Genomic DNA, 14,890 nt, shown 5'->3' on the forward strand with positions numbered 1-14,890 from the left:
GGTTGCGGAAAGGCCGTAGCCAGCCCGGGCCCCGCCACAGCGGGACCGGAAACACTACCAAATGAGTTGCTTAGGCAAACGCAGGCCGCGGGGACAAAGGCCCCGGGAACTCAGATTGTGGGCAAGAACGGCGCAGCCGCCGTGGTGTGCTCTTGCGAAAACAAGAAGGACGGAAAAAGCGGTAACGTTAGTTGACCAGCAGCTCGGCGGGCGGACTCTTGCGGCCGCCAGGAGTAATCGTAACGGCCCGCACGGTGAGGCCCTTGTTCAGGGGCACAGCCACAGGCTTGGTGTAGAGCCCCGTGGTTTCGTCGGGCAAGTGGCCGTCGAGGGTGTAGCGGATCTGGGCGCCGGGCACCAGGGAACGAAGCGTGAAAACGGCCTTGCCATTCTGCCGGACCACACTGGCGCTGTCGAGGCCCAGGGGCTCGGGCACCCGGTAGTAGACTTTCTTGGCGTCGAGGCGGGCAAACTGCTGGCCCATGCGGGGCAGAAACTCGGCGTAGCTTTTACCGGCCGCCGGCCGCCAGGCCACTTCCGACACGGCCAGCAGCCGCGGAAACAGCATGTACTCGGCCGCGGCGGGCGTGGTGATATACTCGGTCCAGAGGTTGGCCTGTGGCCCGAGCACGTGCTTTTGCTGCTCCGGGGTCAGCTCGGCGGGCAGCGGGTTGTAGTTGTAGATGACGTCGAGCGGAATGTAGCCCCCAATCATCAGCGGCTCGTAGGGGCTGTGGGGCTTGGGGCTCTGCCCGTAGTTGACGTACATGTGGGTGGTAGGCGACATGACCACGTCGTGACCCATTTTGGCGGCTTCGATGCCGCCTTTTTCGCCCCGCCAGCTCATTACCGTGGCGCTGGGCGCAATGCCGCCTTCCAGGATTTCATCCCAGCCGATGAGCTTTTTGCCCTTGCTTGCGAGGAACTTCTCGATGCGGCGGTTAAACCAGCCCTGCACCTTCTCCACGTCGGTGTAGCCTTCCTTTTTCATAATTTCCTGCACGGCGGCGCTTTCTTTCCAGCGGGTTTTGGGCGCTTCGTCGCCGCCGATGTGCACGTAGGGCCCGGGAAACAGGGCGGTTACTTCACTCAGCACGTCCTCAAAAAAGCGGAACGTGGGCTCGGTGGGGCACACGATGTCCTCATTCACGCCCCACATGGTCCAGGTTTCGTAGGTCCCGGGCTTGCAGGCCAGCTCCGGATACGCGGCCAAAATGGCCACCGAGTGGCCCGGCATTTCGATTTCGGGCACGATGGTCACGTAGCGCCGCTGGGCGTAAGCCACCACGTCCCGGATCTGGTCCTGGGTGTAGAAGCCGCCGTAGGGCGTGGCGTCGTACTTAAACTCGGCGGGGGTTTTGAACAGCTGCTGGGCGCCAATCAGGGTTTCCTTGCGAAAGGCACTGACCTGGGTGAGCTTGGGGTATTTCTTGATTTCAATGCGCCAGCCCTGGTCGTCGGTCAGGTGCCAGTGAAAGGTATTGAGCTTGTAGGCGGCCAGCAAGTCGATGTATTTCTTGACGAACTCGACCGAGAAGAAGTGCCGGCTCACGTCGAGCATGCCGCCCCGCCAGCGGAAGGCCGGCTGGTCATTGATGCGTACGTAGGGCACCGGGGCCGTAGCCGCCGAGCGGGCGGGCAGCAGTTGCAGCAGCGTCTGAGCGCCGTAGAACAGGCCCGGGCCGCCCGCCGCCGTAATCCGGATTCCCTGCTGGTCGACCGTGAGCTGATAGGCTTCGGGGTTGGGCGTGGCCGCCGTGAGCAGGGCAATATTGGCCCCCGCCCGGGTCGAGGTCAGCGTGACGGTTTTGCCCAACCCGGTCAGCATTTCCTTTAACAGGCCGGCCACGTTGCTCCCATCTTTGCCCGTGGCGTAGATGCTTATCTTCTGGGGCAGGGCGTACGTGGCGGTATAGGCTTTCACCTCGCGCGGCAGCGGCACCAACCCCAGGCGCTGGGCCGGCATTTCGGTTAGCTGGGCCAGGGCCGGCTGAGTGGCCAGCAGGCATACCGTCAGAACTCCACCCAGTCGGGTAGCACAAGAGAAAGAAAGGGGCATAAACGGTGGGTTGGTCGGGAAAGCGAGAAGCCAGCGGAACGGCAAGCGGCACCAAAGTAAGCACGCCGGGCAATATTGCTTGGTGGGCTAGTGCGAGTAGCCCGGCGGCTGACCGGCACCTACCACGTTGCAGCGGGTAAGTTGCCCGTCGGCCACCGGGCCGGCCCACTCCTATCTATTTATCCCACCATACCCGGCCCGTCAGGAAGTCACCGCCCGGTACGGCATCGTGGGCCGTTTTGTAGTTGTCCGGGTTGCTGGTGATTTCCGTGGTGGGATACGGGAAACGGCGCGGAATCTGGCCGTTGGTGGCATTGTTGGGGTACACCACCGGCGTGAGCACCGGGAAGCCGCTGCGGCGCCAGTTGGTCCACGACTCGTAGAAGTCCAGCATGGTGTTGGTCAGGGCCCAGTACTGGGTGTTGATTTGCTCCAGCCCCGAGCCGGCGTTGTACGGGTGGGCCGCCAGGTAGGCACTGGCTTCCGCCTCGGCCACGGCCATGGCCGGGTCGTACTGGCTCAGGTAAGTCATGGCGGCCGTCACGCCGGCGTTGTAGTGCTGGGCGGCGCTGCCCCCGATGCCCCAGCGCTGGGCGGCCTCGGCCAGCAGCAGCTCCGACTCGGCGTAGGTCAGCACAAACGTGGGGCCGTTGCGCTTAATCATTCCCGGGCTCGGCGAGGAATAGGCTGGAAAGGTGGTGTAGTTGGCCGCGCCCGAAATGTCGTAGGCTGGCCGGCCACTCAGGTCCTTGCCATTGGGCATACCCTTCTGCGCCGCGGCCGTCGAAACAGCGCCCGGGTTCTGGGTCTTGCTGATGTCGGTGAGGTAGAGCTGGGTGACGGCTATTTTCGACAGCCGGGGGTCGTTGTTGGTTTTGAGAAAGTCGATGAAGGTCTGGGACCATTTCACGTAGTAGTTTTCCTGGCCCCCGTCGCCGAGCAGCACTTGGCTGTTGCGGTTTTGGGTTACCCGGGCCCCGGCCACGTCGTGCACCACGTAGGCGTTGTCGGCGTTGCTCAGCAGGGTTTTACCCTGCACCTTGGTAGCGTAGGCCTGGGCCTTGGCCGGGTCAATCTTGGTCAGGCGCATGGCCAGGCGTAGCAACAGGGTGTTGCCCAGCCGCTGCCACTGGGCGATGTTGCCCTTGTAGAATACGTCCCCGGTCGGCACGTCGGCGCTGGGGTCGAGGGCGGCCGTAGCTTCCTCCACCTCCTTGAGCAGGTCGTTGTAGATATCCTGCTGCTTGTCGTATTTGGGCCGAATTACGCCCGTGTAGTACCCTTTGCCCGCCTCGCTGTAGGGCACGTCGCCGTAGAGGTCGGTCAGGCGCGCCATGACCAGGGCCCGCATGATGCGGCCAATTTGATGCAGGTTTTTGTACTGCGCCTTGCCCTTCGTAAACTCGACCATGTCGGTAACGGGCTTCACCTGCTCGGCGTAGGCCCCCACCGTGTTGCCACCCCAGTAGGCGGCCGTGTAGGCCTCATTGAGCAAGTACTTGTCGCCGGCCCAGTAGCTGACCACCGTTGAAAGCCCCTGAATCATGGTGGCGCTGTAAATCAGGTTGGCCCGCCAGGTGTCGTAGGCAAAGTCGGAGCTGCCGGTGTAAGCCAGCTGGGAGGTCGTGAGCAGGTAATTGGCATCAAACGTCGACTGGGTGTAGGTCGAGGGGTTGGTGTTGATGTCGTCGAAATCATCGGTGCAGCCGCCGGCCAGCAGTAGGGCGGCGAGCAGGGCCGCAGAGTATTTGGGAAAACTATTTTTCATGGGGAAGTGCGTTGAGAGGAACTGGTGAGGCAAACCCTAGAAGCGGGCACTCAGATTCAGGCCAAAGGTGCGGACGGGAGGCACGCCACCCAGCTCCAGGCCCTGGGCAAAGGCGTTGTAGTTGCCCTCGGGGTCGATGTTGTCGGTCTTGCGCTTCAGGAAAGCCAGGTTACGGGCTACCAAGCTCAAAGTCAGGCGTTGAATATGGTTGCCGAACAGGGCGCTGGGAAAAGAATAGCCCAGCGTTACTTGCCGCAGCTTGATGAAGTCGGCATTCTGCACAAAGTCCTTCGACACGTTGTTGGCCAAGGTGCTGTAGTAGGTGGCGGCATCAATCTTGTCGGACCCGAACGTGCCTTCCCGATTTTCCAGGGTGCGTTTGTGCAGCCCGAAAAGGGTGCCGTAGTAATCGGTAGCCGAGAAAATCTTGCCCCCGAACTTGCCATCAATCAGCACGCCCAGACTCAGGCGCTTGTACACAAAATCGTTGCTCCAGCCTTCGGTCCAGGGGTGGAAGGCCGTGCCGAAGGACTTTAGCTCGCCGCGGGCCGGCACGCCGTTGGGCGTGGTGGCAATGCTGCCGTCGGGGTTGTACTTGTAGTCGTAGGCCAGCACCTGCCCGTAGGGTTGGCCCACAATCTGACCCACGAAGCCCACGCCCGAGCGGGAGGTGGCGTACACCGACTGCTGCTGCCCGGCGGCCAAGGACAACACCGTGTTCTTGTTGTAGGCCGCGTTAAACGACGAGGTCCAGGAGAAGTCCGTGGTGCGGATGGGCTGCACGGTGAGCAGCATTTCCACGCCCTTGTTTTCCATTTCGCCCGAGTTGAGCACCGCGCCCTGGTAACCCGAGCTGATGGAGGCCGGGGCAAAGACAATTTCGTCCTTGGAGTTCTTCTTGTAGAAGGTCAGGTCCAGCCGCACGCGGTTCTGCACAAAGGCCAGCTCGGTGCCAACTTCTATTTCCGTGGCCCGGGAAGGCCGCAGCCCCGTGTTGGGAATGTTCACGTTGTCGGGGCTGATGGTGCCCAGCGGCAGGCCGTTGAGGGAAGTGGGCAGGAAGGCGTAGCTCAGCTGGGTCTGGAAGGGCAGCGTGGCCTGGCTTACCTCCGAGTAGCCCGCCCGAATCTTGCCAAACGACAGGAATTCGGGCTTCACCAGTTCCGAGAAAACAAACGAGGCGCTGACGCCGGGCGTCGTGTTGTAGAGCTTGTTGTCTTTGCCCGGCGTGGCCAGGGTCGAAAACCAGTCGCGGCGCACCGTGGCCGTCACGAACAGCAGCTCCCGGTAGGCCATTTCCAGCGAGCCGTAGGCCGAGTGCACTTCCTGGTCGCTGAAAAAGCTCTGGGCCGACTTGTTTTTGGCATTGCCCAGGGTGTTTACCCCAAACACGGCCAAATCGGAGCCGATGTTCTGGAAGGCCTCCGACTTGGTCCGGCGGTAGCTGGCGCCCAGGTTGGGAGTAAAGGCAAAGTCGCCACCCACCTCAAACGTCTTCCCAAGCAGCCCGTCCACGTTAAGGTCCGTAAACTGGGTAGTCAGCTCCGTGATTTTGCCCGTGGGCAGGTAGGCCGTGCCCGAGGGCGTCACGCTCGTAAACCGGTCGGTGTAGCCGTCGCGCCCCACCCGGCCCTGCAGAAACAGGCCGTTTTCGAAGGCGTAGCGCGCACTCACCGACGAGAGCAGCCGCTCCCGGCGGGTGTTGTTGACGAACTTATAGGCCGCGAAGTACGGGTTAGTGTTGTAAGGGTTGCCGGTGTTGTACTGCAGCTCGGTACGGTCGGCATTTACTGCCGGCTCCAGGGAGCGGACGTCCAGGCTGGTGGGCAGAAACGTCACGTTGAAGTTGGCATTGCCGGCGCCGTCGGCCAGAATGGGGCGGTTATCGGCCTGCTCCAGAATGTAGTTGGCCCGCGCGTCGATGGTCAGGTGCTTGAACGGGTCGAAGGTGCCCACGAAGTTGAAGGTCTGCCGGCCCAGGCCCGAGTTGGGCACCACAGCCTTATTAGTCAGGTTGCTGGCCGACAGCCGCACCGAGCCGCCGGTAAACGCCTTGCTGAAGGCCAGGGTGTTGGTCCAGCTGGAGCCCGTGCGGTAGAAGTTCTGCAGGTTGTCGCGCTGGGCTACGTAGGGCCGCAGGGTGCCGTCGAACTGCACGACGTTGGAACCATCGAGCCGGCCACCCCAGCTGGAGTTGCCGACCTGGGCCGCCCCGGCCGCCGTAGTGGGCTTGATGTTGTTGGCGCCCTGCCCGTACTCGTACTGCCAGTCGGTGAGGTTGTAGATCCGCTCGGCTACGTAGTTGCTGTTGAACTCGATACCCTCGTTGTTTTTGGCGCTTTTGGTGGTAATTAGAATCACGCCAGCCTTGGCCCGGTAGCCGTACAGGGCCGAAGCGGCGGCGCCCTTCAGCACCGAAATGCTTTCAATGTCGTCGGGGTTGATGTTGGAAATGGCGTCGCCCAGGTCGGGGGAGTTGTCGTACTGCCCGCCGGTGTTGGCAATGCTGGGCTGGCTTTCCACCGGCACCCCGTTGATGACGTAGAGCGGCTGGTTGGTTTGGTTCAAACTCGATACGCCCCGGATGATGACGTTGCTCGAGGAGCCCGCCCCACCCGACGTGGAGTTGACGTTCAGACCGGCTACTTTGCCCACCAGGGAGTTGGCCACGTTGTTTTCCCGGGCCTGGGTCAGGGTTTCGCCCTTCACCTCCGTGACGGAGTAGCCCAGGGTTTTCCGCTCCCGCGCCACGTTCAGGGCCGTCACCACTACTTCGCCGAGCTGCTGGGCATTCTCGCTCAGAGTCACGTCAATAACCCTTCTGGACCGCACCGCAATGGTTTGCGGGGTAAAGCCAATCGAAGAAAACACCAGCGTCGCCGTATCGGCGGCGGCAATGGAGTACACCCCGCTGGCATCGGTGCTGGTGCCCTGCTGGGTACCCCGGACGATGACGGTGACGCCCGGCAGGGAGCCGCCTTTCGCGTCGGTGACCTTACCGGTCACGGGCTGGGTTTGCGCTAATCCCAAGCCGGGCAGGCTCAGAAGCAGCAGAAAAGTAAGCCAAGTAAATTTTCGCATAGCCTTCAGTGGGGGTTGGTGAGAGAAAACGCGGCAAACCAGCTTCCCAAGCCCAACCGTAGCAGCAGCCGGAGCTATACCCGCTCAGACGCCACCCGGAAGCCGGGCCGGAAAGAAGAATTCGTATTGAATGCGCAACTAGGTGGACGTACTGCCGGGCAGTACTGGGAGCAGGCTCTGACGGGCGAAGCAGCTGGGATAATCAGGGATTATTCAGCTGGGACTGAGGTATTACCGGTTGCTGAGGCCAGATGGGCTGTAGCGTTTGGTAATGAAGCGTTAGGCAATGCACTCGGGCGTATTCAGGGGCGGCCACTGGTAGCAAGCTGGCTGCCTACTAGAGGTAGCACCAACCGAAACTCTACTCAGGGCAAGCAATTGGCAGTTAGATTGTGCCAAGGCTGCTTGTTCTCACCATCCCTGCTGATTGTCTGATTCCGGGAACGAAACAAGACGAGCAGAGCGGTTACTCACAGTTATGCATCAAACATAATTTTCCTGGAGCGACGAAACAAGTAGTCTGGGGAAAATATGTGTGCGCACACGCAAAAATCTGTTGATTGAGTGCCCGCACACGCATAAATATTTTTTCAGAATAATTCAATGGTGTAGGCTAGCAGCACAGCGCCCGCCCTCTCGTCAAGTATTCAACCATTCAATTATCATTGATATAATTTTTTCTTCCGCCCGCCAACGTAAGCGTTCCTGCGCTGACTGACCAAGAACCAAGCAGCGGGCTTACTTACACTGCTGGCACGGCGTACTTCACTCGGCTTTTCGCCTGGTATGCGTGGCCCTTCACGCCAAAAAACAGAATGTAGAGGTAGCAGGGTATCAGCAGCAGGTATGCTTTCTGTAAGCCTATACCCTCCCCCAGCCAGCCATAGACGTAGGGCAGAATGGCCCCGCCCCCGATGCCGGTGATCAGCAAAGCTGAGCCTCGCTCGGTAAAAGCGCCCAGCCGCTGAATGCTGAGCGGAAATATGGCCGGCCACATCAGCGAGTTGGCCAGTCCCAGCAGGGCCACCAGCAGCACCGACACGTAACCGTGGGTGCACACAATGCCAACGGTGCAGCCCACGCCGACCAGCGCGCAGATGCTCAGGGCCGTCTGCTGGTCCACGTACCGGGGAATCGTGACTACGCCAATAACGTAACCTACCAGCATGGCTACCAGCGTCAGAGACGTAAAGTTGCGGGCCACGTCGAGGCTGATGCCTTGGGCCCTACCGTATTGGGTTATCGTGTCGCCGGCAATGACCTCTACTCCTACGCAGCAGAAAATAGCCAGTACGCCCAGCAGCAGGTGGGGAAACTGGAAAACGCTGCGGACTGCTTCCTCGCCGGCCTCTTCCAGATTCTCCGGGCGCGGGTCAATTTCGGGTAGGCTCGACAGCCGGATCAGCGCGGCCAGCCCCACTAGGGCTACCGCCATGGTCACGTAGGGCCCAATAACCCGGTCGGCCAACTGCTGAAGCAGGGCGGCCTTGGCGCCGGCCGAGCCAGCGGCGGCCAGCTCGGTTTCCAGCGCCGTGGCCCCTTGTAGCACCACGGCCCCAATGATTACCGGGCTCAAGGCCCCGGCTATTTTGCTGCAGATACCCATGATGCTGATGCGCTGAGCGGCGCTTTCCAACGGCCCCAGAATCGTGGCGTAAGGGTTGGAAGCGGTTTGTAGCAAAGCCAGCCCCGCACCCTGCACAAACAGCCCCAGCAGGAACAGTCCGAATGAGCGGGCCTGGGCGGCGGGCACAAATAGCAGCGCCCCAGCCGCCATAACTACTAGTCCCAGCGCCATGCCATTCTTGAAACCGGTTTTCTGCAGAATAAGCGACGAGGGAACAGCCAGAAAAACGTAGGCAATGTAGAAGGCAAACGTCACCAGCAGGGCCTGGGAGTAGCTTAGTTCGCAGGCCAGCTTCAGAAACGGTATCAGGGTTCCGTTGAGCCAGGTGATAAAGCCAAAGATGAAAAATAGGGCGCCGATAATAGCCAGCGGGGGCACGACGCTTCGGGAAGCTTGTTTCATAGGTCAGAAAGGGCTTGGGGCCGGCGACCAGCAAGGCCACAGGAGTGGCAGGAACAGCCGCTTTTTTTAGGGTAGCGGCGGCTCAAAAACAGCTGGTTTCCGGCCATTGGTGGGATTTTTCAGGGCTTCTCCAACCCAGCGCGCTAAAACCGGTGGCGGACGAAAGCCTCCATGGCTTCGTATTCGGCCAGGCCCAGCTTGTCGTAGAGCTTGGCCGTGGTGTGGTTCCGGTCTTCGGAACGCTGCCAGAACTCACGCTTGTCGTTGCCGGGAAACACGGCGCTGTCTTTCTGCGACTGGTGCTTAAAAATGGCTTTGCGCTTGCGCAGCAGCTCTTCCGGACTGATGGGCACGGCCATTTCGATTTCTTCCACGTCCCACTCCTGCCAGGCGCCCCGGTACAGCCACAGGTTGCAGTCTTCCACCCAGGCCTCCTTCCCTTTCAGGCGGGCCAAGGCCGCAAAAATGGCATCCAGGCACACCCGGTGCGTGCCGTGCGGGTCGCGCAGGTCCCCGGCGGCAAAGATCTGGTGGGGCTGGATGTCCTGCAGAATATCGACTACGGCCTGAATATCGGCCTCGCCCAGGGGCTTTTTCTTGACCTGCCCGGTTTCGTAGAACGGCATGTTCATGAAGTGCACGTTCGGCTCCTTAACCCCGCAAAAGCGGCAGGCCGCGGCGGCTTCACCCTTGCGAATCAGCGCCTTGATGTCCTGCACTAAGGTACTGTCTTCTTCGCCCAGCTTCTTATGCCGCAGAAACTCAACTACTTCGTCGTGCTGCCGCTGCATGTCGGCCACGCCCACGTTCATTTTCTGGGCAAAATCAAGGGCAAAATCGGCATAGCGGCGGGCGTCGTCGTCAAACACGGCAATGTTGCCGCTGGTTTGGTACGCCACGTGCACGTCGTGGCCCTGGTCGACGAGGCGCAGCAGCGTGCCGCCCATCGAAATGACGTCGTCGTCGGGGTGGGGACTGAAAATCAACGACCGTTTAATGGCCGGCTCGGCCCGCTCGGGGCGGTGGGTGTCGTTGGAGTTTGGCTTGCCCCCGGGCCAGCCCGTAATGGTGCGCTGAATGGCGTTAAACACCTTCAGATTAAGATTATAGGCATTGCCGGCCTCTACCAGCAAGTCGCTTAGGCTGCCATCTTTGTAGTCTTCGTCGGTCAGCTTGAGAATGGGTTTCTGGGTTTTCAAACTCAGCCAGATAACCGCCCGCCGAATCAGCTGGTCGTCCCAGCTGCACATGCCCACCAGCCAGGGCGTTTTGACCCGGGTCAGCTCGGCGGCAGCCCACTGGTCGACGACCACCGCCACGCGGGGGTGCAGCTGCAGAAAGGACGCCGGCACCTCGTCCGAAACCCTTCCTTCCACGGTTTTATGCAAGATTTTGGCCTTGCCCTCGCCCCAGGCCATGAGCATGATTTTGCGGGCCTTCATGATCGTGCCCACCCCCATCGTCAGGGCCCGGAGCGGCACGTATTCTTCCTTGATGAAGTCCTTGGCGGCGTCGGTAATAGTCAGTGGGTCGAGCTTTACCAGACGGGTCGTGGAGGTGATGGCCGAGCCGGGCTCATTGAAGCCGATGTGGCCGGTCCGCCCAATGCCCAGCAGCTGTAAATCAAGCCCGCCACAGTCCTCAATCAGCTTTTCGTAGGCCTGGCAGTACTCCTTGACCTTGTCGATGGGCAGGGTGCCATCCGGAATATGAATGTTCTCGGGCAGAATATCAATATGGTTAAACAGGTGCTCGTGCATGAAGTAGACGTAGCTCTGAAGCTCGTCGGGCTGCATGGGGTAGTATTCGTCGAGGTTAAAGGTAATGACGTTGCGGAAGCTTAGCCCCTCCTCGCGGTGCAGACGAATCAGCTCCCGGTACACGCTGATGGGCGACGAGCCGGTAGCCAACCCCAGCACGACCATTTCGCCCTTGCGCTGCTTGCTGCGAATCAGCTCGGCAATTTCGTAGGCTAGGGTAACGGCTCCTTCCTGGGCATTATCGAAAATGGTGACGGGGAGCTTTTCAAAGGTAGTTTCAGGATAATTGAGGACTTCCATTGTGACCTTTCGTATTTAAAAGTGGGAAATTTTAAGAACGAAGCAAGAGGTGGCCATTCCGGGTGGCTCCTCCCGTGGGAAGACCATCCTGTATCAGGCGGCAGGTCAGGAAGCCGGGCAAGTAGCTCCCGGCTGAGGGCATAGCCTATATAGGCTGCGAGGCAGAGAAAGAATAGTACTTTCCTGACACTTACTAGAGTATCTAAGTCAAACGTAACGAAGCTGAATTACTAATGCAAGTGAACTAACAAATAAATGTGTGCGCACACGCAAAAATAATTTCGCTTGAGTGGGCGCACACGCAGTTACTTATAGAATTCCTGATATATTTATTGACGTCAAACGAACAAGTAGTAAAAATCTTAGTCCAACCATCCGTACTCCGCCCCACCGGCCACCCGCTCCGGGCACTGCTAGCGCGCCAGGAAGGCGCCTTTGGTAAGGGACCGGCCAAGGTTATTGCTCTTTACCTCCCTCTTCTCTTAACTGGTAGCATCGAGCTGCTCGACTGCTTGTCGCCCGCGTGTTACCTTCGTGATATCTTTGGCATGTTTTACCAGTAAGCGCAAAGTACCCCATGAAGAAAAACGCGGTGCGCATCAAGGATATAGCGGCCAAGGCCAACGTCTCGGTAGGCACGGTAGACCGGGTGTTACATAACCGGGGCCGGGTGGCGGAGGACGTGCGGCAGAAAGTGCTGCTGATGATGAAGGAAATGGAGTATGAGCCCAACATGATTGCGCGCACGCTGGGCTCCAACCGCACCTACCAACTAGCTGTTCTACAGCCCGATCATACCCTGGACCCCTACTGGCAGGCGCCCTGGAACGGCATCGAAAAGGCGGCCCGGGAGCTCAAGCAATACGGCTTGAACATTGTGCTCTACCCGTATAATTTGACTCAGGTAGACTCGTTTCGGGACCAGGCCGAAGCAGCCACCCAGGCCCGCCCCGACGGGATTCTTATTGCCCCGCTGTTTTACCGCGAGTCGCTGGCGTACTTTGAGCAGTGGCAGCAGCAGGGCATTCCCTACGTGTTATTTAACACGTATATCGCCGAGCTGCAGCCCCTGAGCTACGTGGGGCAGGATTCGTACCAGAGCGGCTTTTTGGCCGGCAAGCTGGTGCAGATCGGCCAAACTCAGCCCGGCACCTTCCTCATTGCGCACATTGCCGAGGATATTGCCAACTCCGCCCACATCACCCAAAAGGAGCGCGGCTTCCGCGACTACTTCGCCCAGCTGGCCGCTGCCACTGACCCGGCCAGTCCAGCGCAGCCTAAGCCTCTACACACCGTTATTAGCGTGGATCTGCCCCACCCCGCCGATCCGACGTTTGCCCGCCTGCTCAATCGGCTCCTGGACGAAGAGCAAACCCAGCTTAAGGGAATTTTCGTGAGTACTTCGAAGGCCTACGAAATTGCGCCCTACCTGCAGGCCTACCGCCGCGAAGACATCCGCCTGGTGGGCTATGATCTGCTGGAGAAAAACATCCACTTCCTTAACGAGGGCGTTATTGACTTTCTGATTAATCAGAACCCCAAGAAGCAGGGCTACCGGGGCATCTACGCGCTGGCCGACCAGCTGATCTTCAAAAAAGAGGTGCTGCGGCTCAAGTACCTGCCACTCGACATTATTACCCGGGAAAACCTGGAGTACTACCTGTAGCTGAGTCCGCCACAAGTCCCGCGGCACCTGGCCCGGGCGCCGCGGGACTTGCAGTGAGGTTGGGCAGCCTCGCGGAATAGTCCGGGTCCTCACCTTCACAAGAAGAACAGTGCGCAGCGCTACAATTGCAGCCCGAGAGTATTGGTGCGGGTGGAAACCCAGCCGTGCACCGGATACAAGTCACTGTAGAGGATTTGATTGTTGGCTAGCTGGGTAACAACCTGGTAGTAAACCGAGAAATAATACCGCTGCTTCTCCGCATCGTAGTGCCCTACTCCACCCCCGATCTGCTGGGCCTTCTGCTTGGGGCGGGCCATGCCAAAGGCCAGAGAAACCTTCTCGATGGAATGCCGTGACGGATTCAGTTTCATTTCCAGAATCATGGCGCCCAGCGAATCCCGCTTGCAGACGACGGAGGCGGAGTAGTTCGTTGGCTCCGCTCCCATCGGTTCTATCGGCATTTCCCGATATGGCTTGTTTGGGTCGGGGTCCAGAGACTCCACGAACCTGGTAGTCACAATAGTATCTGTTTTGGCGGAAAGCAGCAGGGCAGCGGTTGGAGCGGTGGCCGCGGGCATTGTCCGGGTCTCGGGTGCGGTGGTACACTGGCTTAGCAGCCCGGCCGCCAGAAAGCCCAATCCCACTAGCAGGTGGATGCGCATAGAAGTAGTGAAATAGGTTAACGAGGATAGTACAGCCAAAGTAGTCTATTTTCCGCTGCTACGGTGGGTTGGCGGCGCCAAATGGCCGGGGCCACAACCTTGCCCGGCAGCTTGCGGTATGGACTAGCGGCGGGCCGACGTATTACCCGCCCGATTTCGGGCCTTTTCCGTAACTAGCCGCCCTAAACCCATTTTTCACCCAACCCGGATACCTAATCCACCCCGATTATGGCCCAGATCAGCCCCAACAAAGTCGTCACCATCACCTACGACTTGAGCGTAACCGACGAAAATCAAGAAAAAGTACTGGTCGAATCGGCCGAAGCCGACGCCCCGATGGTGTTCCTCTTTGGCCAGAGCGGCCTGCCCGAGGAATTTGAAAGCCAGCTTAGCGGCAAAAGTGCCGGCGACGCCTTCAACTTCAGCCTCACCCCCGAGCAGGCCTACGGCGACTACGACCAGCAGGCCGTAGTCGACATTCCGAAAAACGTCTTCGAAATCGACGGCAAGATTGATGAGGAAATGCTGCAGGAAGGCAATTTCCTGCCCATGTCCGACAACCAGGGCAACCACATGCAGGGCAAAATCGTCGAAATCGGCGCCGACACCGTGAAGATGGACTTCAACCACCCCCTGGCTGGTATGGTCATGCACTTCGACGGCAAAGTAGCCGATGTGCGCGAAGCCACTCAGGAGGAGCTGGCCCACGGCCACGTGCACGGCGAAGGTGGCCACCACCACTAGGCCGGAGCCATTTTGCTGATAGTAAAAACGGGGCCTGTCGGCCCCGTTTTTAGTTTTTATTCCTCCCGGCTGGCTAGCGCCGCCTCCATTTCGTCGGCCAGCTTGTCGGCGGTAGCCGCTCGCAGCAGGCGCAGCTGGGCAATGATGGTGTGCTGGTCTTCCCGGCTGTACTGCTCATTTGGCAGGGGCTCGGGCCGCCGTACTACCCGATGCCCGGAATGCTGGAAGTACTGCCGGAGCCAGTCGTTGACGATGCCGTCGAGGACCAGATGGACCCGGGCGGTGGCGCCCTCATTTTTCACTTGGTGGGGCCGGGAGAGGTTGAGGTACCAGCAGCTGCCCTCGTCCAGCACCAGGCGCTCCTCTTCCAGGTAGAAATGCAGTTGCGGGTTGGTCAGCACCGGAATATGGAGGCGAACCTCGCCCTGCTCGAAATTAAGGTCCGGGTCGCAGTGGGGCTTAATGACCGCGCCGGCGTCGAGCTGCATAAACCGGACGGCCGTTTTCTCGATTTGAAAAAAGTCGAGCACTTCTTTCGTGTAGGGGCACTGGGCCAGCAGGGGCGTGTCCCGAAACGCCGCAGCATCGGGCAGCGTCCCGGCATGACTGGCGACGTTGTTAGTTAACTGCCCGTGCAGGGCACGCAGCTGCAAGGTTCGCCAGCTGCCTTCGTAGCCACCGCGGTTGTAATGATCCTGCCACAGCGCGGTAGTTAGCCGGGCTACTTCCTGCTGGAGCCGGGCCGCGTCAAATTGCTGGTCGAATCGAATATACTGTATCACTGCTGCCAAGTTAACGAGGTGAATAGAACAGACTGCCGC

Annotated in this window: 9 protein-coding genes; 2 read left to right on the plus strand and 7 right to left on the minus strand. The window is 59.8% G+C overall.

Translation table 11 applies throughout. The features are described 5' to 3' along the window. Positions 1–187 precede the first annotated feature (187 nt). The 5 genes from CLV45_RS09995 to nagB form a co-directional block, all read right to left on the minus strand. Positions 188–2,059, minus strand: coding sequence for a beta-N-acetylhexosaminidase (locus tag CLV45_RS09995; protein ID WP_100336212.1), 1,872 nt, complete (start codon positions 2,057–2,059; stop codon positions 188–190). A 175-nt stretch (positions 2,060–2,234) separates the two neighbouring features. Then, positions 2,235–3,827, minus strand: a complete 1,593-nt coding sequence (locus CLV45_RS10000) for a SusD/RagB family nutrient-binding outer membrane lipoprotein (protein ID WP_100336213.1) — start codon at positions 3,825–3,827, stop codon at positions 2,235–2,237. A 36-nt stretch (positions 3,828–3,863) separates the two neighbouring features. Then, positions 3,864–6,908, minus strand: a complete 3,045-nt coding sequence (locus CLV45_RS10005; protein ID WP_100336214.1) for a SusC/RagA family TonB-linked outer membrane protein — start codon at positions 6,906–6,908, stop codon at positions 3,864–3,866. Positions 6,909–7,650: 742 nt separating this feature from the next. Beyond that, positions 7,651–8,937, minus strand: a complete 1,287-nt coding sequence (locus tag CLV45_RS10010) for a sugar MFS transporter (protein ID WP_100336215.1) — start codon at positions 8,935–8,937, stop codon at positions 7,651–7,653. Positions 8,938–9,080: 143 nt separating this feature from the next. After that, positions 9,081–10,997 (minus strand): glucosamine-6-phosphate deaminase, encoded by a 1,917-nt coding sequence (gene nagB / locus CLV45_RS10015; RefSeq protein ID WP_100336216.1) that lies wholly within the window; start codon positions 10,995–10,997, stop codon positions 9,081–9,083. A 577-nt stretch (positions 10,998–11,574) separates the two neighbouring features. Between nagB and CLV45_RS10025 the strand changes: the two genes are divergently transcribed. After that, positions 11,575–12,663 (plus strand): LacI family DNA-binding transcriptional regulator, encoded by a 1,089-nt coding sequence (locus tag CLV45_RS10025; protein ID WP_100336218.1) that lies wholly within the window; start codon positions 11,575–11,577, stop codon positions 12,661–12,663. A 119-nt stretch (positions 12,664–12,782) separates the two neighbouring features. Here CLV45_RS10025 and CLV45_RS24910 read toward each other — a convergent pair whose 3' ends face one another. Further along, positions 12,783–13,124 (minus strand): hypothetical protein, encoded by a 342-nt coding sequence (locus CLV45_RS24910; RefSeq protein WP_157807401.1) that lies wholly within the window; start codon positions 13,122–13,124, stop codon positions 12,783–12,785. A gap of 429 nt (positions 13,125–13,553) precedes the next feature. Between CLV45_RS24910 and CLV45_RS10035 the strand changes: the two genes are divergently transcribed. Beyond that, positions 13,554–14,069 carry an FKBP-type peptidyl-prolyl cis-trans isomerase gene (locus CLV45_RS10035; RefSeq protein WP_100336220.1) on the plus strand — a complete coding sequence of 172 codons (516 nt, stop codon included), beginning with the start codon at positions 13,554–13,556 and terminating at the stop codon, positions 14,067–14,069. Between the two features lie 56 nt (positions 14,070–14,125). Here the strand turns inward: CLV45_RS10035 and CLV45_RS10040 are convergent, their stop codons facing one another. Then, positions 14,126–14,851 (minus strand): aspartyl/asparaginyl beta-hydroxylase domain-containing protein, encoded by a 726-nt coding sequence (locus CLV45_RS10040; RefSeq protein WP_157807402.1) that lies wholly within the window; start codon positions 14,849–14,851, stop codon positions 14,126–14,128. Positions 14,852–14,890 lie beyond the last annotated feature (39 nt).

The sequence above is a fragment of the Hymenobacter chitinivorans DSM 11115 genome (assembly GCF_002797555.1).
Classification (GTDB): Bacteria; Bacteroidota; Bacteroidia; order Cytophagales; family Hymenobacteraceae; genus Hymenobacter; species Hymenobacter chitinivorans.